The organism is Nibricoccus aquaticus, from assembly GCF_002310495.1.
Taxonomy (GTDB): Bacteria; Verrucomicrobiota; Verrucomicrobiia; order Opitutales; family Opitutaceae; genus Nibricoccus; species Nibricoccus aquaticus.
The window spans coordinates 289605-309161 of sequence record NZ_CP023344.1 but is presented as its reverse complement, the minus strand read 5'-3'; the positions used below and the strand labels follow the sequence as shown (position 1 = coordinate 309161).

17 protein-coding genes and 3 tRNA genes are annotated in these 19557 nt (G+C 61.2%); 15 read left to right on the top strand and 5 right to left on the bottom strand.

Annotated elements, in window-relative coordinates:
- Positions 1–22 precede the first annotated feature (22 nt).
- From CMV30_RS01315 to CMV30_RS01295, 5 genes are all read right to left on the bottom strand, one after another.
- Positions 23–463, bottom strand: coding sequence for an ExbD/TolR family protein (locus CMV30_RS01315; protein ID WP_096054348.1), 441 nt, complete (start codon positions 461–463; stop codon positions 23–25).
- 81 nt (positions 464–544) lie between these two features.
- Positions 545–1207, bottom strand: a complete 663-nt coding sequence (locus CMV30_RS01310) for a MotA/TolQ/ExbB proton channel family protein (RefSeq protein ID WP_096054347.1) — start codon at positions 1205–1207, stop codon at positions 545–547.
- A 447-nt stretch (positions 1208–1654) separates the two neighbouring features.
- Positions 1655–1728, bottom strand: a tRNA-Gln gene (locus CMV30_RS01305).
- 40 nt (positions 1729–1768) lie between these two features.
- Positions 1769–1843, bottom strand: a tRNA-Thr gene (locus CMV30_RS01300).
- A 108-nt stretch (positions 1844–1951) separates the two neighbouring features.
- Positions 1952–2026 (bottom strand) — tRNA-Lys (locus CMV30_RS01295).
- Positions 2027–2255: 229 nt separating this feature from the next.
- Between CMV30_RS01295 and rpmI the strand changes: the two genes are divergently transcribed.
- The 15 genes from rpmI to CMV30_RS01220 all read left to right on the top strand — a co-directional run bounded on the left by rpmI (position 2256) and on the right by CMV30_RS01220 (position 19551).
- On the top strand, positions 2256–2450 hold the full coding sequence (rpmI, locus tag CMV30_RS01290) for a 50S ribosomal protein L35 (RefSeq protein ID WP_096054346.1): 195 nt from the start codon (positions 2256–2258) through the stop codon (positions 2448–2450).
- 81 nt (positions 2451–2531) lie between these two features.
- Positions 2532–2915 carry a 50S ribosomal protein L20 gene (gene rplT, locus CMV30_RS01285; protein WP_096054345.1) on the top strand — a complete coding sequence of 128 codons (384 nt, stop codon included), beginning with the start codon at positions 2532–2534 and terminating at the stop codon, positions 2913–2915.
- A gap of 158 nt (positions 2916–3073) precedes the next feature.
- Complete coding sequence (gene pheS / locus CMV30_RS01280; protein WP_096054344.1) at positions 3074–4117, top strand: phenylalanine--tRNA ligase subunit alpha; 1044 nt, start codon at positions 3074–3076, stop codon at positions 4115–4117.
- Between the two features lie 10 nt (positions 4118–4127).
- On the top strand, positions 4128–6593 hold the full coding sequence (gene pheT, locus CMV30_RS01275; RefSeq protein ID WP_096054343.1) for a phenylalanine--tRNA ligase subunit beta: 2466 nt from the start codon (positions 4128–4130) through the stop codon (positions 6591–6593).
- Between the two features lie 5 nt (positions 6594–6598).
- Complete coding sequence (gene gatC, locus CMV30_RS01270; RefSeq protein WP_096054342.1) at positions 6599–6889, top strand: Asp-tRNA(Asn)/Glu-tRNA(Gln) amidotransferase subunit GatC; 291 nt, start codon at positions 6599–6601, stop codon at positions 6887–6889.
- Between the two features lie 35 nt (positions 6890–6924).
- Positions 6925–8391, top strand: coding sequence for an Asp-tRNA(Asn)/Glu-tRNA(Gln) amidotransferase subunit GatA (gene gatA, locus CMV30_RS01265; protein WP_096054341.1), 1467 nt, complete (start codon positions 6925–6927; stop codon positions 8389–8391).
- 85 nt (positions 8392–8476) lie between these two features.
- Positions 8477–9934 (top strand): Asp-tRNA(Asn)/Glu-tRNA(Gln) amidotransferase subunit GatB, encoded by a 1458-nt coding sequence (gatB, locus tag CMV30_RS01260; RefSeq protein ID WP_096054340.1) that lies wholly within the window; start codon positions 8477–8479, stop codon positions 9932–9934.
- Positions 9935–10083: 149 nt separating this feature from the next.
- Positions 10084–10665 carry a TIGR00645 family protein gene (locus tag CMV30_RS01255; protein WP_096054339.1) on the top strand — a complete coding sequence of 194 codons (582 nt, stop codon included), beginning with the start codon at positions 10084–10086 and terminating at the stop codon, positions 10663–10665.
- Positions 10666–10695: 30 nt separating this feature from the next.
- Complete coding sequence (locus CMV30_RS01250) at positions 10696–11451, top strand: SDR family oxidoreductase (protein WP_096054338.1); 756 nt, start codon at positions 10696–10698, stop codon at positions 11449–11451.
- Positions 11452–11594: 143 nt separating this feature from the next.
- Complete coding sequence (gene purH / locus CMV30_RS01245) at positions 11595–13142, top strand: bifunctional phosphoribosylaminoimidazolecarboxamide formyltransferase/IMP cyclohydrolase (protein ID WP_096054337.1); 1548 nt, start codon at positions 11595–11597, stop codon at positions 13140–13142.
- Between the two features lie 120 nt (positions 13143–13262).
- Positions 13263–14057, top strand: coding sequence for a M48 family metallopeptidase (locus tag CMV30_RS01240; RefSeq protein ID WP_096054336.1), 795 nt, complete (start codon positions 13263–13265; stop codon positions 14055–14057).
- A 141-nt stretch (positions 14058–14198) separates the two neighbouring features.
- Positions 14199–15572 (top strand): M20/M25/M40 family metallo-hydrolase, encoded by a 1374-nt coding sequence (locus CMV30_RS01235; RefSeq protein ID WP_096054335.1) that lies wholly within the window; start codon positions 14199–14201, stop codon positions 15570–15572.
- Between the two features lie 110 nt (positions 15573–15682).
- Positions 15683–17413 (top strand): NADPH-dependent assimilatory sulfite reductase hemoprotein subunit, encoded by a 1731-nt coding sequence (locus CMV30_RS01230; RefSeq protein ID WP_096057552.1) that lies wholly within the window; start codon positions 15683–15685, stop codon positions 17411–17413.
- Positions 17414–17801: 388 nt separating this feature from the next.
- Entirely contained in the window at positions 17802–18368 is a 567-nt protein-coding gene (locus CMV30_RS01225) for a MarR family winged helix-turn-helix transcriptional regulator (protein WP_096054334.1), read from the top strand.
- A gap of 61 nt (positions 18369–18429) precedes the next feature.
- On the top strand, positions 18430–19551 hold the full coding sequence (locus CMV30_RS01220; protein WP_096054333.1) for an efflux RND transporter periplasmic adaptor subunit: 1122 nt from the start codon (positions 18430–18432) through the stop codon (positions 19549–19551).
- Positions 19552–19557: the final 6 nt, after the last annotated feature.

Sequence of the window (19557 nt, the reverse complement as noted above, 5' to 3'; positions counted from 1 at the left end):
AAGAGTTAAGGGAAGGAGGCTTTTATCGGCCACCAGCCGGTGCTACGCGTGTTTCGATCAGCACTTTATTGATGCCTACCTTGCGGATTTCATCGAACACGTAACGAGCGGAACTATAGAGGGCTGATTCATCTCCGTTTAAGAGGATGCGGGCATCAGGACCGGCGGTCTGCTTAAATTTTTGAAGACGGATGATAAATTCATCCAAGGAGATCGGGTCTTTATCCCAAGCGATCGCGTTTTCTTCCGTAATTGAGACGGTCACTGTGCCCAGTGGGTCACGCGGTTCGCTGGTCCCCGATTGAGGCAACTGAACAGTGACGCCGCTCGATTTGTTCAACGACAGCGTGAAGAGAATGAAGGTCGCGAGTAGGAAGAAGACGACATCGATCAAAGGGATGATTTCGATACGTGCCTTTTTAGGACCACCTGAAGAGGAACCGCCTGATGAACCACCGGCCATAATAGTGTGAGCTGAGAGTTAAACTGAGCGTGCGAAGCGCGGTCGCCATCGGTTGACGACGACCGCTTCTGAAGAAAACGCTTAGGAAGCGGTCGTTTCAGACTTCTTGATGATCAGCTCAAGAGCATTGGAGGCATCACCGATGTCGTGCTTGGCTTGTTCAGCCTGTGAGTTGAGGATGTTGTACGGAACCAAGCCGATGATAGCGATGGCGAGACCGGCAGCGGTCGCAATAAGCGCTTCACCGATACCACCCATGATTGCACCGGCACCGCTGGCGACGTCACCGCTGGCACCGAGAGCGCCGAAGGTAGCCATCATGCCTGTGACTGTGCCGAGAAGGCCGAGGAGGGGGGCGGCGGTGATGACGGTATCAAGAACAGCGACGCCTTGTTGAAAGCGTTTCAATTCGTTGTTGGAGGCGCGGACGAAGGCGTTGTGCAACGACTGATCTTTATGAGTCAGCGCGTATGTCAGAATGCGGGCGACGAAGTCTTTGCTGCGCTTTCCGAGTTCGATAGAACCTTCGACATCGCCGCTTTCAACGCGCTCGAGCATCTTCTCGACGACCTCAGGCTCGCGAGTCGAGTTTTCACGGATAAGGAAAATGACGCGCTCGACGACAACTGTAAGGCCGACGAGGGAGATGACCAAGATGGGCCACATGATGATACCACCGTGGTGGAAGAGCTCCATGGGAGACTGGTTCATCAGGAAGGCGAAGGGCAGGCTGCTAGTAATCATGATGGTGATTTCTTTTGGGATTTAGAGGTTGATAGAAAAAACGGGTAACGGAAACGGGGAAAGGGGTGGGGCTGCTGATGAACAGATACGCAGCAAGAAATACTTTCTTAATGGATCGGGGTTAAAAAGTGGCGGGGAAGCTCTGGATGTGTATGGAAAAAGAAAATTCAAAAAAGCAGACAGAGCGGGTTATAAGCAAAAACGTTTGTCGCTATTTGTTAACCGACGCCTGTGGCGGTCAATAGTTGCGAAATTTTCTTTAGAGCAAGCAGTCGAAGCGAATTCCACAAAAAGGATTTTCGGCGTGATTCACTCGTTAATAGTGATCGTTCGCTGGACGTGCGTTGGGGTTAATGAGGGCGGAATTGATGGGGCGCAAACTAGGCGTTTGCTGAAATTTTGTGTCAACGACGATCTCTCGGGTTTGAAGAGTATCGTTAGCGTGACTGGCTGCCCGACTAGGACTCGAACCTAGACAAAACGAGTCAGAGTCGTTTGTGCTACCATTACACCATCGGGCAGTGGAAAAAATTGTTGAGCAGGAGTGATCGTCGGAACGAGTGGAGCCGGCGATGGGATTCGAACCCGCAACCGCCTGTTTACAAAACAGGTGCTCTACCGTTGAGCTACGCCGGCGAAAATAAAAGCCTCGGGCGGCTGGTTCGTTTCCGACATCACGCTTTTCTCAGCAAGCTAAGTTTGAAAGAACCCCGGACCATCTGGCTGCCCAGTGGACCGGAAATTTGGTGGTTCCCCCGGGACTCGAACCCGGAACCAATTGATTAAGAGTCAACTGCTCTACCATTGAGCTAGGAAACCAAAAAACGAAGGGCGAAAAACTCAGATTGCGACCGGAGTTGTCAAACCCTTTTCCGATGAAAGATGCGCTCGAGCGCGGTCTTCACTCTTATTTTCGTAGTCGGCATGTTGATACGATTGGTTGCTGGTCCATGATCGGCCTTTTTTCTGGCCCGTGAAAATAGTGATTTTAGGCGGATATTGCCCTTGCCAACGCCACACACGGCCGCTGTTTTCTCCAACTCCTCACATGCAAAAGACCAAAAAGTCCGTTGCCAAGCGCTTCAAATTGTCCGCCAAGGGCAAGTTGATCCGTCGCACGCCCGGCTTCCGTCACTTGCTTGCCGCGAAGAGCACGAAGTCCAAACGCCGTGCCTCCCGTGATAAGCTCGTCGCCGAAGGCCATGCGAAGCCTCTGAAGCGCGCCCTGCCGTTCGGCCTCTAAAACCGACGCGCAAAACCGTAACTCGCCAGCCGGGTGAATCCTAACGAGACGACCCGGCGGCACCAAAACACATAAAATAACATGCCTCGTGCCACAAACTCGCCCGCTTCCCGCAAGCGCCGCAAAAAAGTCCTGAAGTACGCCCGCGGTTACTTCGGCAATAAATCCCGCCTCTTTCGCTACGCGAAAGAAGCCGTCCAGCATGCCTGGCAATACGCCTACGCTGCCCGCCGCAAGAAGAAGGGCGATTTCCGCTCTCTTTGGATCGTTCGTCTGAACGCTGCCTGCCGCGCTGCCGGTATGAGCTACAGCCGCTTCATTGAAGGCCTCGCCGCCGCCAAGATCGGTCTCGACCGCAAGGTCCTCTCCGATCTCGCGATCCGCGACGAGGTCGCCTTTAACGCCCTGGTCAAACAAGCCCAGGACGCGTTGAAGACCAAGGCCGCTTCTCTCAAGAAGGCCTAACTCCCAGCAACGCGAGCCGAACGGGCTCGCCCCAAGAAAACCGCGCCGCCTTCATCGGAGCGCGGTTTCTCTCCCGAGGACGGGCCTTTCGAGGTTCGTCCTTTTTGATTTTCCCGGCTCGACGTCGAGCCACCCGCTGCCGCTTCCTCTTCCTTTCGATGCAAGACCAACTCTCTGCTCTTCTCGCCAAAGCCCAGTCCGAGCTCCCCGCCGTCAAAACCCGCCCCGAGTTCGAAGCCGCCAAGGCCCGCTTCGTCGGCCCCAACGGCGAGCTTACCGGCCTCATGAAGCAGATGGGCTCGGTCCCGAAAGAGCAGAAGCCCGCTCTCGGCAAATTGATCAACGAGGCCAAGACCCAGCTCCAGACGCATCTCGACGCCGCGTTTCGCCAGATCGAAGCCGCTGAACTCCAGGCGCAACTCGGGCCCGCCGTCGACGCCTCGCTGCCATCGCCCGATTTCGGCCTGGGCACGCATCACCCGCTCACGCTCGTGCGCGAAGAAATGTGCCGCATCCTCCGCAAGGTCGGCTTCTCCGTCGTTGAAGGTCCCGAGGTTGAAACCGAGTACTACTGCTTCGACGCGCTCAACACGCCCGCCGATCACCCGGCCCGCGACGCGCAGGACACGTTCTATCTCCCGACCAACGCCCGCTTCGGAAACGTCTCCAAGAAAACGCCCGACGAAAAATACCTGCTCCGCACGCACACGTCGTCGGTCCAGATCCGCACGATGCTCAAGGGCCAGCCGCCCATCCGCATCGTTTCGCCTGGCCGCGTTTATCGTCGCGACACGACCGACGCCACGCACTCCGCCAATTTCCACCAGCTTGAGTGTCTCTACGTCGACAAGAACGTCACCGTTCGCGACCTGAAGGCGCTCCTCGACTACATCTTCGCCTCGCTCCTCGGCAAAGACACCAAGACCCGTTTCCGCACGCACTACTTCGGCTACACCGAGCCGAGTTTCGAAGTCGATCTCAGCGCCAAGCACCTGCCCAAGGTGAACAAGGAATGGATCGAGATCGGCGGATGCGGCATGGTCGATCCCTCCGTCTTCGATGGCGTCGGCTACGACTCGTCCGTTTGGAGCGGATACGCCTTCGGCATGGGTCTCGAGCGTCTCGCCATGCTCATGTACGGCATCGATGACATCCGCTATTTCTACCAAAACGACGTCCGCTTCCTGAAGCAGTTCGCCTGAGCGCATTCCGATGAAAATTTCCTTCAACTGGCTCCAATCCTACGTCGATCTCTCGGGCGTTTCCGCCGAAGACATTTCGCGCGCTATCACGCTCCTCGGCTTCGAAGTCGAACAAGTCATCCGCACCGGCGCGCCCGAACTCAAGAACGTCGTCGTCGGCGAAATTCTCACGCGCGGCAAACACCCGAACGCCGACAAACTATCCGTCTGCACCGTCGATGTCGGCCCCGATCACGGCGGCGTCCGCACGATCGTCTGCGGCGCGCCCAACTGCGACGCCGGTCACCGCGTTCCCGTCGCGCTCCCCGGCGCGATCATGCCCGGTAATTTCGAAATCAAACTCTCGAAAATCCGCGGCCAGGAATCGCAGGGCATGATGTGCTCCGCGAAAGAACTCACCATCGCCGAGGACGCCCAAGGACTGCTCCTCCTTCCCGGCAGCCCCGCGATCGGCACGCCGATCAACAAAGTTCTCCCGCCCGGCGACACCGTGTTCGATATCGAGATCACGCCCAACCGTCCCGACTGCCTGAGCCACCTCGGCATCGCGCGCGAACTCTCCGCGTGGTTCAAAAAAGAACTCCGATACCCCGAGGTGAAGTTCGAGTCCGCGCACGCCACCGCCGCCCGCGCCGACTTGTTGAAATCGGTCCGCGTCACCGCCGCCACCGAGTGCCCGCTCTACACCGCGACCGTGATCACCGGCGTGAAAATCGCCCCGAGCCCCGCGTGGCTCCAGGACCGCCTTCGCGCCGTCGGCCTCCGCCCGATCAACAACGTCGTCGATATCTCCAACTTCGTTCTCCTCGAGTACGGCCAGCCCACGCACGCCTTCGACGCAAAAAAAATCTCCGGCTCCGAGATCATCGTCCGTCTCGCCGCCGACGGCGAAAAACTCACCACACTCGACACCAAAGAGCGCGCGCTGACCTCCAGCATGCTCGTCATCGCCGACGCTGCGAAACCGCTCGTCATCGCAGGCATCATGGGCGGCCAAAACTCCGGCGTGGATGACACGACCACGGATCTCGTCCTCGAAGTCGCGTACTTCAAGCGCCAGTCCGTCCGCGCGACCTCAAAGAAACTCGCGCTCTCCTCCGACTCCTCGTACCGCTACGAACGCGGCGTCGATCCGCACTCGCTCGAGGAAGCCGCCCACCGCGCCATCGATCTCATCCTCGAAATCGCGGGCGGCAAAGTCGCCGGCGCCACGCAAAAAATCGGCGGCGACATTCCGTGGCAGCGCGAGATTGTCGTCACGCCCGGCTTCATCAACGAGAAACTCGGCTTCACCATTCCCGACGCCGACATGAAGGCAGCGCTCGAAGCGCTCGAGCTCACCATCGTCCGCGAAGAGCCCACCGAATCCCGCGGCCCCGCCTGGACCGTTTCGATCCCGAGCTGGCGCGACGACCTCGATCGCCCAATCGATCTCGTCGAAGAGGTGCTGCGCGTTTACGGCACCGAAAAAATTCCCGCGTCCACCGTCCTCGCTCCCGGCCTCGTCGGTGACGATGACGCCGTCGTGCTCTTCAACCGCCAAGTCGCCACCGCGCTCGTCGGTCAGGGCTTCCACGAGTGCGTCAACTACACGCTCCGCTCCGCGCGCGAACTCCAAGTCGCCGCCACCGCACCCGCGCTCGCCGAACTCGCCCTCGCGAATCCGTTCGTCGAAGACCAATCACACCTGCGCCCGACGCTCATCACCGGCCTGCTCGACACGCTGAAGCTCAACCAATCCCGCGGCGTCTCCGCCTCACGCCTCTTCGAAACCGGCCGCGTCTTCCTCGAGCGCAACGGCCAGCTCGTCGAATGCGTCGCCGTCGCCTTCGTCATCGCCGAAAACTCCGGCGACCGCGCCTGGCTCAAACGCGAGACCGCCGATTTCTACACCGCGAAAAATCTCACCGCCACGCTCACTGCGCCCGCCGGGATCGAACTCGCCCGCCAGCCCGTCGCCGCAGTCACCGAAGCCAACGCCTTCGGCTGGCAATCCGGCCACTCCGCCGTCGCCGGTGAAATCCAGCACGGCTGGACCGCTCGCTTCGGCCTCCTCGATCTCGCCGCCGTCAAAACCGCGGGCGTCGAAGGCAAAGTCTACGCCGGCCAGTTCGCGATTCTCCCCGAGAAACTCGCCTCGGCCTCCGCGCGCCGCCGCTATCAACCCTTCAGCCTTTTCCCCGCCGCACTGCGCGACCTTGCGCTCGTGGTGGACGACACGCTTCCCGCCGCCGAAGTCCAAAAGACCCTCGCCAAAGTCGCCCGCGCCGCCACCGGCACCGCGTTCACACTCGAAGGCGTGAACGTCTTCGACGTCTACCGCGGCAAAGGCCTGCCCGAAGGCAAGAAGAGCCTCGCGTTCTCCTTCGTCTTCCGCGCCGCCGACCGCACGCTCACCGACGACGAAGTGAACACCGCCTTCAACAAAATCCAGGACGAGCTCACCAAATCCACGCCCTACCAGATCCGAAAATAATCCCCATGTCCGCCGCCTCCGACCTGAACATCGACCACATCGCGAATCTCGCCCGCCTCGCGCTCACGCCCGAGGAAAAGACGAAATTCGCCGCCCAGCTCAACGACGTCCTCACCAACATCGAGCAGCTCAAAAAAGTCGACGTCACCGGCGTGGAGCCCACGGCGCACGGTTTCCCGATCTTCAACGTCTGGGCCGACGACGTCGCGCAACCCGGCCTGCCCGTCGAGGCCGCGCTCAAAAACGCGCCCGCCCAACGCAACCACATGGTCGTCGTCCCCAAGGTCGTCGAATAACACGCAGCCGCCTCGTGAGAGCGTGGCCTCCCAGCATGTCTTCCGAACTCATTTACCAGCCCATCTCCCAACTCGCCGATCAGCTCGCCTCGAAAAAGGTGTCTTCGGTCGAGCTCACGCAGGCCATCGTCGCGCGCACCAAAGCCGTCGATCCGAAGGTGAAAGCCTTCAACTCGTTCGACGAAGCTGACGCGCTCGCACAGGCTCGCGCTTCCGACGAACGCCGCGCCGCCGGGCAGGCGAGGGGACCGCTCGACGGCATTCCGATCGGCATCAAAGACGTCATCTCCGTCGAAGGTCAGCCGCTTACCGCATCGTCCAAGATGCTCGCTAATTTCGTTTCTCCCTACGACGCCACCGTCACCAAGAAACTGAAAAACGCCGGCGCCGTTTGCTGGGGCCGTCTCAACCTCGACGAGTTCGCCATGGGCTCGTCCACGGAAAACTCTGCCTTCCACACGACGTCGAATCCCTACGACCTCGACCGCGTTCCCGGCGGCAGCTCAGGCGGCAGCGCCGCCGCCGTCGCAGCCGGTGAAGCCATCGCCACGCTCGGCTCCGACACCGGAGGCTCAATCCGCCAGCCCGCCGCCCTCTGCAACGTCGTCGGCCTCAAGCCCACCTACGGCCTCGTTTCGCGCTACGGCCTGATCGCCTTCGCGTCATCGCTCGACCAGATCGGCCCGTTCACACGCACCGTCGAAGACGCCGCCATCACGCTCGGCGCCATCGCCGGTTACGATCCGCTCGATTCGACCTCCTTCAAAACCGAAATCCCCGACTACCTCGCCGAACTCTCGAAGCGCAAAGGCCCGTGGAAAATCGGCATCCCGAAGGAATATTTCGGCGAAGGCCTCGACCCCGAAGTCGCCGCCGCCGTCGAAAAAGCCGTCAGCTATTACGAGAAGCTCGGCTGCGAAATTAAGAACGTCTCCCTCCCGCATACCGAGTACGGCGTCGGCGTTTATTACATCATCGCGACCGCCGAGTGCTCCTCGAATCTAGGCCGCTACGACGGCGTCCGCTACGGTCACCGCTCGAAAGACGCGAAGGACATCACCGAGCTCTATTTCAAATCCCGCGCCGAAGGCTTCGGCCCCGAGGTGAAACGCCGCATCATCCTCGGCACCTACGTGCTCAGCTCCGGTTACTACGACGCGTATTACCTGCGTGCCCAAAAAGTCCGTACGCTCATCCGCCAGGATTTCCTGAACGCGTACAAGGAAGTGGACGTGATTCTCACACCGACCGCCCCGACGCCCGCCTTCAAAAAAGGCGAAAAAGCCTCCAACCCGCTCGCGATGTACCTCAGCGACATCTACACGATCGGCGTGAACCTCGCCGGCCTCCCCGGTCTGAGCATCCCGTGCGGCTTCTCGAAGAGCGGCCTGCCAATCGGCCTCCAACTCATCGGTCAGCCCTTCAAGGAAGCCGAACTCCTCAGCATCGCCCACACCTACGACCGCGCCCACGACTGGGCCACGCGTCATCCCAACCTTTAATCTGGAACTCAGGAACTCTGGGAAAAGCCAAGAAGTCCTGTGCCTTCCGTTCCAGCTTTCCTGAGTTCCACATTAACTCCCGCTCATGAAATACGAAGCCGTCATCGGTCTTGAAGTCCACGTCCAGATCAAGACCCGGTCGAAGATGTTCACCCGCGTTGCCGCCGGTTATGGCCACGACGAAAACACGCTGACCGACCCCGTCGTCCTCGCGCTGCCCGGCGTGCTGCCCGTCCTCAATAAGGCCGCGCTCGACGCCATCATCAAAGCCGGCCTCATGATCGGCTGCGAGATCCCCGCCGTCTGCAAATGGGACCGCAAAAACTATTTCTACCCCGACTCGCCGAAGAACTACCAGATCACGCAGTACGACCAGCCGATCTGCATCGGCGGACACGTTGAGATCGAACTCCCCGGCCCGTCGCGCAACGTGATGGGCGAGCACAAGAAGATCCCGGTCACGCGCATCCATCTCGAAGAAGACGTCGGCAAACTGAACCACGGCGCGATCGATTCGCTCGTCGACTACAACCGCGCGGGCACGCCGCTCATGGAGCTTGTATCCGAGCCCGCGATGCACTCAGCCGACGAGGCCTACGCGTTCCTCACCTCGCTCCGCAACACGCTTGTTTACGGCGGCATCTCCGACTGCGACATGGAAAAGGGCCAGATGCGTTGCGACGCCAACATCTCCATCCGTCCCATCGGCGAAAAGAAACTCGGCACCAAGGTTGAGCTGAAAAACCTGAACTCCATTTCGTTCGTCCGCGACGGCATCGAGCACGAGATCAAACGCCAGATCGCCGTCCTCGAAAGCGGCGGCACGCTCATTCAGGAAACACGCGACTACGACGGCCAGACCGGCGCTTCCCAATCCCTGCGCACGAAAGAAATGGCGCACGACTACCGCTATTTCCCAGACCCCGACCTCATGCCCGTGAAAGTCGACGCCGAGTGGAAGTCTCGGATTCAATCCGGAATTCCCGAGCTGCCCTTCGACAAACAACGTCGCTTCCAGGAGCAGCTCAGCGTTCCTTTCACGATTACATCCGTACTCGTTCCAGACCGCGACCTCAGCGCCTATTTTGAAGAAGCCGCCAAACTCGCCGGCCCCGGCAAAGCCCAAGCTGTGGGCAACTGGATCGTGAATGACCTCCTCCGAGAACTCGGCGCCTCCAAACTCTCGCTCGCCGATTCGAAGGTGAAACCCGCGCACATCGCCGCGCTGGTGAAGCTCGTTGATGCAGGCACCGTGCTCACCTCTGCCGCCCGCGAAATCTTCGTCGAGATGTTCGCCACCGGCGACCAGCCCGACGGCATCGCCGAACGCAAAGGCCTCAAAGCCGCGCCAACCGACGCCGGCGAACTGGAGCAATGGTGCCGCGACTCCATCGTCGCCAACCCGAAGGCGCTCGCCGAATTCAAGTCCGGCAAGGACAGCGCGATCAACGCCTTCAAGGGTCCGATCATGAAAGCCGCCAAAGGCAAAGCCAACCCCAAGGCCGTCGACGAAACGCTCCGCAAGCTCCTCGCGACGATGTGAGTTTAAGCTCCTGCTGAAATCTCCTCAAAGCCGCGTCCAAAACCGACGCGGCTTTTTCGTCGCTGGAACTCCGCCCCAAACTGGAACGCCTCCGCCCCAGAACGCAGTTGCCGCATCAGCGACCGCTGCGTTTTTCTCCGCGCGACTTTATGAAAACGTCTTCGCCCACGCTCAAATCGCAGCGCTCGCTCTCCAACCTCATCTTCCTCAGCCGCTGGCTGCAGGCGCCGCTTTATTTCGGCCTGATCCTCGCCCAAGCGGTTTACGTTTACCGCTTCTGCGTCGAGCTGTGGCACCTCATCGGATTCGCGATGCTCGGCCACCCCGCACCGGCTTCGGTGATCACGACCGTCAAAGACACCGAGACCATAGTGATGCTCACGGTCCTCGGCCTCATCGACGTCGTGATGATCGCGAACCTCCTCATCATGGTGATCGTCGGCGGCTACGAAACCTTCGTCTCGCGCCTCAATCTCGACGGCCACCCCGACCAGCCCGAGTGGCTCTCGCACGTGAACGCCGGCATTCTCAAAGTGAAACTCGCGATGGCGCTCATTGGCATCTCGTCGATCCACCTCTTAAAAACCTTCATCAACGCTAATGATATGAAGGAATCCACGCTTCTCTGGCAGGTGGTCATCCATATCACCTTCGTGCTCTCCGCTCTCGTGCTCGCCTGGATCGACCGCATCACCAATCAGACCGCTGTCGCCGTCAAAGCAGCGCACTGAGCAGCGGGTCGTCCAACCTCCGCTTGCCTTATGTCCTCCTCTCAACCCTCCCGAATCGTTCTCGTCACCGGCGCATCCAGAGGCTTGGGACGCGCCATCGCCGAGAAACTCGCAGCCGAGGGCCACCGCGTGGTGGTTAACTACTTCAGCTCCGCGCGCGATGCCGAGGACGCTGTCTCCACCATCACCCGCGCCGGAGGCAAAGCCCTCGCGCTCAAAGCCGACGTCCGTGAGCCCGCGCAAATCGCCGCGCTACTCACCGAAACCCAGCGCCACTTCGGCGGCCCCGTCGAAGTCCTCATCAACAACGCCACCGGCCCGCAGCCGATGAAACCCATCGAGGCCTACACGTGGCAGGATTTCCAGGACCAGCTCGATTTCTTCGTCAAAGCGCCCATGCTTCTCACGCAGGCCACGTTGCCCGAAATGAAAAAAGCCCGCTGGGGCCGCATCATCCACATCGGCAGCGAAGTCGTCGAACTCGGCAACGCCGACTTCAGCGCCTACGTCGCCGCCAAAGGCGCGATGCTCGGCCTCACCCGCGCCTGGGCGACCGAGTTCGGTCCGTGGCAGATCACGGTGAACAACGTCGCCCCCGGCTGGATCCCCGTCGAGCGCCACGCAGGAACTTCGAAGGAGTCGCTTGATAGTTACGCTGCGCAACTCCCGCTTCGCCGTCAGGGTGTGCCCGCCGAAATCGCCGACGCCGTCGCATTCATCGCGTCCGACGCCTCCCGTTTCATCACCGGCCAGACGCTCGCCGTGAATGGCGGCAACACCTTCTGATCTCACACGCGGCGCGTTTTAGGCAATGGAGGGACGACCTCCGTGTCGTCCGCCTTTCTGTTGTTTGTGCCCGGCCTTCCCACGCCGTTCACCAAAACGCTTGCCAGTGATTTTTGCGAGCCGCACAAAGCCTTTTTATCTCTATGGAAAAGCTCGCCCTGCTCTCAGTGAGTGACAAACGCGGCCTCGTCGAATTCGCGACCGCCCTCGTCCAAAAGCACGGTTTCCGCCTGCTCTCCACCGGCGGCACCGCCAAGCTCCTCGCCGAAAAAGGCCTGCCCGTCACCGAGGTCAGCCAGCACACCGGTTTCCCCGAGATGATGGAAGGCCGCGTGAAAACCCTTCACCCCAAAATCCACGGCGGACTTCTCTGTCGTCGCGACAAAGCCGAGCACATGGACGCAGCCAAAGCGCACGGCATCGGCATGATCGATCTCGTCGTCGTGAATCTGTATCCCTTCGAGGAAACCGTCGCGAAGCCCAACGTTCACTTTGAAGACGCCATCGAGAACATCGACATCGGCGGCCCTTCGATGCTGCGCAGCGCCGCGAAAAACTTCGAAAGCGTTTCCGTCGTCTGCGATCCCGCCGACTACAACGCAGTCCTTGCCGCCTTGGACAAACCGGCCGATCTCGCCGCGCTCCGTCGCAAACTCTCGCTGAAGGTTTTCCAGCGCACCGCCAGCTACGACGCAGCCATCGCGAAGTACCTCGAATCGCAGGCCGACGAGCCCGACATGAACGCGCTCTCCGGGCTGCCTGAAAAGTTTTCGCTCACACTCAAAAAAGCCCAGTCGCTCCGCTACGGCGAAAATCCCCACCAGCAGGCCGCGCTCTACGGCACGTTCCACGATCACTACCAGCAGCTCCAAGGAAAAGAGCTCAGCTATAACAACATCCTGGACATCACGTCGGCGACTTACCTCATCGGCGAGTTCGAGCGTCCGACCATCGCGATCCTCAAGCACACCAATCCGTGCGGTGCCGCCAGCGCGGATACTTTGATCGACGCCTGGCACAAAGCCTACGCGACAGACAAGCAGGCGCCGTTCGGAGGAATCATCGTCGTCAACCGGACGCTCGAAGCCGACATTGCAGAGCAGATCAAAGACATCTTCACCGAAGTGATCATCGCGCCGCGTTTCAGCGACGAAGCCCTCTCTATTTTCGCGAAGAAGAAAAACCTGCGCCTCATGATCGCGAAGGAAGGTCTCGGCGCGGATTCGCTCCAAGATGTGCGCTCGGTCGTCGGCGGTTTGCTCGTGCAGGATCGCAACAAAACCCTCGGCGATCCGCGTAACTTCAAGGTCGTCACCAAGCGCCAGCCCACGGCGGAAGAGTGGGCGAGCATGATGTTTGGCTGGCGCGTCTGCAAACACGTGAAGTCGAACGCCATTGTTTACTGCCGCGGCGAACAGACGCTCGGCGTCGGCGCCGGCCAGATGGCGCGCGTGGACAGCTCGCGCATCGCTGTATGGAAAGCAGGCGAGGCGAAGCTCGACCTCAAAGGCTCGGTCGTCGTGAGCGAAGCGTTGTTCCCATTCGCCGACGGCCTCATCGCCGCCGCCGATGCGGGCGCGACCTCCGCGATTCAACCCGGCGGCTCAGTACGCGACGAGGAAGTCATCAAGGCCGCCGACGAGCGCGGCATGGCGATGGTCTTCACCAGCCTGCGCCACTTTAAGCACTGAGTGCGAGGATTGGTTTGATGGTGGCGCGACGAGGGCGTCGCGCCTCCACCGATCATTCTGAAGGAAAACCGAGAACCGCTGGCTTGCTCACGAGTCTGCGAGCCAGCTTCTTTCACTCTCATGAATACCCGCGTCGCTTCCGCGCTTCTTCTCGTCCTTGGATTTTCTGCCTGCGCCGTCGTCCCCGAAACCGGCCGCCGACAGCTCATGCTCGTCTCGCCCGGCGAAGAGGCCCAGATGGGCCTCGCCTCGTTTTCTCAGATCAAGCAGCAGGAAAAAATCTCCACCAACGCGAAGGCCAACGCCCAGGTGCAGCGCATCGGCGCGCGCATCGCGAAATCCGTCGGCCGCGAGCTGCCCAACGCCCAGTGGGAATTCGTCGTTTTTGAGTCCGATCAGGTCAACGCGTTCGCGCTCCCCGGCGGCAAAGTCGGCGTGTACACCGGCCTGCTCAAACTCGCGGGCAGCGATGACGAAGTCGCCGCCGTGATCGGCCACGAAATCGCGCACGTCACCTCGCGTCACGGAGCCGAGCGCACATCGCAAAACTACGCTGTCGCCGGAGTCGCCGCGCTCACCGAGATCGGGATGCAGGCGAAAGACGTCGATCCCGAGAAACGCGCGATGGTGTTGGCCGCGTACGGGCTCGGTTCGTCGGTCGGCTTCATGCTGCCCTTTTCGCGTCTGCACGAGAGCGAGGCCGATGCGGTGGGCCTGCGTTTCGCGGCGGGCGCGGGTTACGATCCGCGCGCGGCGATCACCTTCTGGCAGAAGATGGCGAAGAACAGCGCAGGCGCGCAAAAATCCCCCGTCTGGTTCTCCACGCATCCCTCCGACGAGCAGCGCATCGCCAACCTCCAGAAACTCGCGCCGCAGTACATACCGCTCTACGAAAACGCGAAGACGCAGTATTGAGCGCGTGGGCTGGTGTAGGCGGGGTGCCCTCACCCCGCGTGGTGACAACAAGCGGGGCGATTTCCTCCTGGGATAAAACTTTTCTCCTCATCCGCTTTTCCCGCTAGCGCGCGCGCATGATTTTCGCCACGTTGCCCGGACATGTTTGACCCGGTCGAAAAGCTCAAGGAATTCATCCGTCACCCCAGCGTCTCCGCCGACCCGTCGTTCAAAGACGGCATGGTGGGCGCACGCGATTTCGTCGCCGGTCTCCTGACCTCGATCGGTTTCAACGTCGAAGTCATCCACACCAAGCTTCACCCCGTCATTCTCGCCGAGCGCCACGGTAAACCGGAGTGGCCGCACGTGATCATTTACGGTCACTACGACGTGCAACCGGCCGACCCGCTCAATCTCTGGATGAGCGCCGCCTTCGAGCCCGAGATCCGCGGCAACCGCCTCTACGGTCGCGGCTCGGCCGATAACAAAGGCCCGCTGATGACGCACATCTCCGCCGTCGCCCGCCTGCTGGAGCGCCGTCCCGACCTGCCGCTCAACATCACCTTTATGATCGAGGGCGAAGAAGAAATGGGTAGCCCGAGTTTCCCGCTCTTCCTCGAACAATATCAGCACCGCCTCCGCAAAGCGGACTTCGTTTTCCTGTCCGACACCGGCATCCCGCGCGAAGACCAGATCGTGATCACCTGCGGCCTGCGCGGCCTCGTCCTCTTCGATGTCGTTGTCACCGGCTCGAAAAGCGATCTCCACTCCGGCCTGCACGGCGGCGTATTGAGAAACCCGATTCAGGCGCTCGCCGAACTCTGCGCGACGCTCCACACGCCCGACGGCCGCGTCAACGTCCCCGGCTTCTACGACGACGTGCTCGAAGTTGAGCAATGGGAGCGCGACGAACTCGCGAAGCTCGGCCAGAGCGAGGAGCAGTACCGCGAGTTTCTCGGCATCCCTGCGTTCTACACGACGAAAGGCTACACGCCGTTCGAGGCCACGCGATATCTGCCCACGCTCGAATTCAACGGCATCGGTGGCGGCTACCAAGGGGAGGGGACGAAGACCGTGATTCCCAGCAAAGCCTTCGCGAAAATCAGCTGCCGCCTCGTCGCGAACCAGAACACGACGAAGATCCGCGAGCTGCTTTACAGCACCGTACGTGAGCGCATGCCGAAAGATGTCACCTTCGAGATCGTCGATCAGCACGAGGGCACGGCCTACGTCGTCGTCCCGCCCGGCCGCTCCAATACGCCCAAAGACCAATCGCCCGTTTTGGCGAAAGCCTTCCGCGCGGCCGACACCGCCATCGGCGAGGTCTTCGGCAAGCCGCCGCTCTATCTCCGCGAGGGCGGCAGCGTCCCGATCATCGCAGACATCAAACGCGTCCTCGGCCTCGACTCCGTTCTCATGGGCCTCTTCCTGCCAGAAGATAACCTCCACGCCCCCAACGAAAGCTTCCACTTGGGCGTGATGAAGAAAGGGATGCGCGCCTCCGAGAAAATCCTCGAAGCTCTGGCCACCCGCTGAGTTCCCCAAGCATGGCTCACTCGGCCACTGCTTATCTTTAGTAAGTCACTTAATAAACTAATTCCAACTTGAACCGCCCGCTCCCGTGGGCCACGTTTCCCTCCTTTTCCATGAGCACAGCACCTGCGGCAACCAAGCCCCTCGTCCACAATGAAGGCCTCAAGGCCGCCTCGAATTTCCTGCGCGGTAACCTCGCAGCCGAGATCGCGGACACCTCCACCGGCGCCATTACTGACGACAGCGGCCAGCTCACGAAATTCCACGGCCTCTATCTCCAGGACGACCGCGATCTCCGCCTCGCGCTCAAGAAGGCCGGCAAAGAAAAAGCCTTCTCGTTCATGCTCCGCATCCGCCTCGCCGGCGGCCGCGCCACCCCTCAGCAGTGGCTCGCGATCGACGCCCTGTCTGACACTACCGCCAACGGCCAGCTCCGCATCACCACGCGCCAGACCTTCCAGTATCACGCCGTCCTCAAGGGTAGCCTGAAGACACTGATCCGCGGCCTCGACGCCGTTCAGCTCGACTCCATCGCCGCCTGCGGTGACGTGAACCGCAACGTCATGGCCCCGCCGCTCCCCGAGCGTTCGCCGGCCCACGAGGAAATCTACCAGGCATCGAAGAGCTTCAGCGATTACTGCCTCCCGAAGACCCGCGCCTATCACGAAATCTGGATCAACGACGAACTCGTCTCCGGCGGCCAGCCCGAGGTCGAGCCCATGTACGGCACCACGTATCTGCCGCGCAAATTCAAGACCGGCTTTGCGCTCCCGCCGTCGAACGACATCGACATTTTCTCCCAGGATCTCGGCTTCATCGCCATCGTCGAAAACGGCAAAGTCGCCGGCTACAACGTCACCGTCGGCGGCGGCATGGGCACGAGCCACGGTAACGCCGCGACCTTCCCGCGCCTGGCGGACGTCATCGGTTTCATCACGCCCGACAGGGTCAACGAAGTCGGCTCCACCGTGATCATGATCCAGCGCGATTTCGGCGACCGCACCGACCGCAAGCACGCGCGTTTCAAATACACCATCGCTGACCGCGGCATCGCCTGGTTCATCGACGAACTTCAAAAACGCCTCGGCTGGAAGCTCTCTCCGGCGCGTCCCTTCGAGTTCAAGACCATCGAAGATCCGCACGGCTGGCACCGCACCGCTGGCGGCGAATGGTTCTTCGGCCTGCACATCCTCTCCGGACGCATCAAAGACATTCCCGGCTGGCCCATGCGCACCGCCCTCCGCGAAATCGCGCAGGTGCTCAAAGGCGATTTCCGCCTCACGCCGTCGCAAAACGTTTTGATCGCCGGCATCAGCGACGCGCAAAAACCCGAGATCGAAGCCATCCTCGCGAAACACGGCCTCACGAAGGAAAACGACCGCTCCGGCCTGCGCCTCAACGCCCTGTCCTGCGTCGCCCTCCCGACCTGCGGTCTCGCCCTCGCCGAAAGCGAACGCGCGCTCCCCGGCCTCCTCGAAAAGATCGAGCCTCTCTTCGCCGGCGTCGGTCTCGCCGCCCAGCCCGTCTCGATCCGTGTCACCGGTTGCCCCAACGGCTGCGCCCGCCCGTTCCTCGCCGAAATCGGACTCGTCGGCAAAGCGCCCAACAAATACGCGTTCTACCTTGGCGCGAAATACGACGGCACCCGCCTCAACAAACTCGTGCTCCCTTCGATCACCATCGACGAAGCCGTCGCCTTCCTGACTCCCGTCATCAAGCGCTACGCCTCCGAGCGCCAGCCCGGCGAATACTTCGGCGACTTCTGCCACCGCGTCGTTCTCTCAGAGCTCGCCGCCGCCGCGCCTGCCACTCCGGCCCCGACCGCTCCCGCCGCAGCGTCCTGAGCCAACGCACCGCTCTTATCAGTCTCTCGATAAATACCACGCGCCCATCCCGCGAAAGCAGGGTAGGGCGCGTGTTTCGTTTTCGCCCCAGCGGCCCGTCGCCGTGTCTTGTATCCCGCGATCTACTTTCGGCACCGCGCGTACTGTCTCCCGCTGTAGGTCAGCGTGCTCGCACGCGCCCTCCGATCTCCGTCTCGTCCGTCTCGATCTCCCGTCTCACCGCTCTATTGATCGAACCCTCCGATGGTCGCCTGCCGCTTTCCATTAGCGAAATTGCTGAAAGCTCAGCGCACGGACTACTCACTGCAAAAAACCCCAAACCTGAGCTTGAAAATATGATTAGCCTCCTAACTGTAAGCCCCCTTACTGTTTCGTTCCCGTACTAATCATGCCGCTGCTCCTGCTCAAAGATCTCCCGCGCTACGAGTGTCTCATCGATGCGGCCAAGACCTTCCCCGACCTCGATCCTTCCGCCTGCGAAGCCTATCTCTATCTGCTGCGCACCGGCGACGAGGCCTTCCGCATCACCGACGAAAATCTCTCGGCCCACCACATCTCCCAAGGCCGCTTCTCGGTGCTCATGCTCCTCCTCAACAAATCCGAGTGCTGCGGCGCCCAGCCCCGCACCCCCGCCGAACTCGCCGAGCTTTGCGGCGTCACCCGCGCCACCATGACCGGCCTCATCGACACTTTGGAGCGCGATGGCCTCGTCACCCGCGAGCCCGACCCCGTCGACCGCCGCATGATGTCCGTCAAACTCACCGCCCGCGGCAACGAGCGCCTCGGCGAAGTTCTTCCCGGCCATTTTCGCCGCATGGCCGCTTTGATGTCCGGACTGACCGAGTCCGAACGTAAGACTCTCGTGTCGCTCCTGCTCAAGATCCTCGACCGCGCCTCTGCCATCGGCTCCCGCCCGCCCTTCGCTCCGTCCGAGTCCGCGTCACCGGCCGCTTGATACCGCCTCCTCTCCCTTTCCCATCAGTTCTCACAGTCTGCATCACTCGAAACTCACTCCCATGATTAAGAAATTCATTATCGCTCTCGGCGGATTCGTCGTGCTCGTGCTCGGCCTCGGCGCGGTCAAAGCCACCCAAATCAAGAAAGCGATGTCTGTCGCTCACGTGCAGCCCGCCGCCTCGGTCACGACTTACGACGCCCGCGAGATCGAATGGCGCTCCTACATCAAGGCCATCGGCACGCTCGCCCCCGTTGAAGGCGTCACCCTCAGCGCCGACGCCGCCGGTCAGGTCGTCAAGATCGGTGTCGAAAGCGGCAGCACCGTCAAAGCCGGCGACCTCCTCGTCGAAATCGACGCCAGTGTCGAAACCGCCCAGCTCGCCGCCGCCCAGGCCCGCGCCGATCTCGGCAAAATCAGCCTCGACCGCGCCCAAAGCCTCCTCGGTAACAACACCGTCGCAAAATCCGAGTTCGACGTCGCCGACGCCACTTACAAGCAGGCCATGGCTGAGGTCACCTCCATCCAGGCTACCATCGACAAGAAACGCATCCGCGCTCCCTTCGATGGCCGCGTCGGCATCCGCCTCGTGAACGTCGGCCAGTACGTTTCCCCCGGCAGCCCGCTCCTCCCGCTCCAGAAACTCGATCCCATCTACGTCAACTTCAGCGTCCCGCAGCACCAGCTCGCCTCGCTCTCCGTCGGCCAGAAAATCGTCCTCACCGTCGATGCCGCCGGCGCCGGTTCCTTCGAAGGTGCGATCAACGCCATCAACTCCGAAGTCGATGCCGCCACTCGCAACGTCACCGTCCAGGCCACCATCGGCAACCCGAAGGAAATCCTCCGCGCCGGTATGTTCGCCCGCGTCGAAGTCGAGCTCCCTAACGCTGAGTCTGTCGTCGTCGTTCCCGCCACTGCGATCGCCTACGCCTCCTACGGCAACTCCGTCTTCATCGTGGAGAAAATCAAAGGCCCCGATGGCGTCGAATTCCTCGGTGTTCGCCAGCAGCCCATCACCATCGGCACCGCCCGCGGCGATCTCGTCTCCATCGTCAGCGGCGTCAAAGCAGGTGAACAGGTCGTCACCGCCGGCGTCTTCAAACTCCGCAACGGCGTCCCCGTGCAGGTCAACAATGCCGTGCAGCCGTCGAGCAATCCCGCTCCGAAGCCCTCCAACACCTGAGGCCGG

Excerpts from the sequence above, each read along its gene's own strand:
- CMV30_RS01315 (WP_096054348.1), bottom strand. The coding sequence starts at position 463 with ATGGCCGGTGGTTCATCAGGCGGTTCCTCTTCAGGTGGTCCTAAAAAG.
- CMV30_RS01310 (WP_096054347.1), bottom strand. The coding sequence starts at position 1,207 with ATGATTACTAGCAGCCTGCCCTTCGCCTTCCTGATGAACCAGTCTCCC.
- rpmI (WP_096054346.1), top strand. The coding sequence starts at position 2,256 with ATGCAAAAGACCAAAAAGTCCGTTGCCAAGCGCTTCAAATTGTCCGCC.
- rplT (WP_096054345.1), top strand. The coding sequence starts at position 2,532 with ATGCCTCGTGCCACAAACTCGCCCGCTTCCCGCAAGCGCCGCAAAAAA.
- pheS (WP_096054344.1), top strand. The coding sequence starts at position 3,074 with ATGCAAGACCAACTCTCTGCTCTTCTCGCCAAAGCCCAGTCCGAGCTC.
- pheT (WP_096054343.1), top strand. The coding sequence starts at position 4,128 with ATGAAAATTTCCTTCAACTGGCTCCAATCCTACGTCGATCTCTCGGGC.
- gatC (WP_096054342.1), top strand. The coding sequence starts at position 6,599 with ATGTCCGCCGCCTCCGACCTGAACATCGACCACATCGCGAATCTCGCC.
- gatA (WP_096054341.1), top strand. The coding sequence starts at position 6,925 with ATGTCTTCCGAACTCATTTACCAGCCCATCTCCCAACTCGCCGATCAG.
- gatB (WP_096054340.1), top strand. The coding sequence starts at position 8,477 with ATGAAATACGAAGCCGTCATCGGTCTTGAAGTCCACGTCCAGATCAAG.
- CMV30_RS01255 (WP_096054339.1), top strand. The coding sequence starts at position 10,084 with ATGAAAACGTCTTCGCCCACGCTCAAATCGCAGCGCTCGCTCTCCAAC.
- CMV30_RS01250 (WP_096054338.1), top strand. The coding sequence starts at position 10,696 with ATGTCCTCCTCTCAACCCTCCCGAATCGTTCTCGTCACCGGCGCATCC.
- purH (WP_096054337.1), top strand. The coding sequence starts at position 11,595 with ATGGAAAAGCTCGCCCTGCTCTCAGTGAGTGACAAACGCGGCCTCGTC.
- CMV30_RS01240 (WP_096054336.1), top strand. The coding sequence starts at position 13,263 with ATGAATACCCGCGTCGCTTCCGCGCTTCTTCTCGTCCTTGGATTTTCT.
- CMV30_RS01235 (WP_096054335.1), top strand. The coding sequence starts at position 14,199 with ATGTTTGACCCGGTCGAAAAGCTCAAGGAATTCATCCGTCACCCCAGC.
- CMV30_RS01230 (WP_096057552.1), top strand. The coding sequence starts at position 15,683 with ATGAGCACAGCACCTGCGGCAACCAAGCCCCTCGTCCACAATGAAGGC.
- CMV30_RS01225 (WP_096054334.1), top strand. The coding sequence starts at position 17,802 with ATGCCGCTGCTCCTGCTCAAAGATCTCCCGCGCTACGAGTGTCTCATC.
- CMV30_RS01220 (WP_096054333.1), top strand. The coding sequence starts at position 18,430 with ATGATTAAGAAATTCATTATCGCTCTCGGCGGATTCGTCGTGCTCGTG.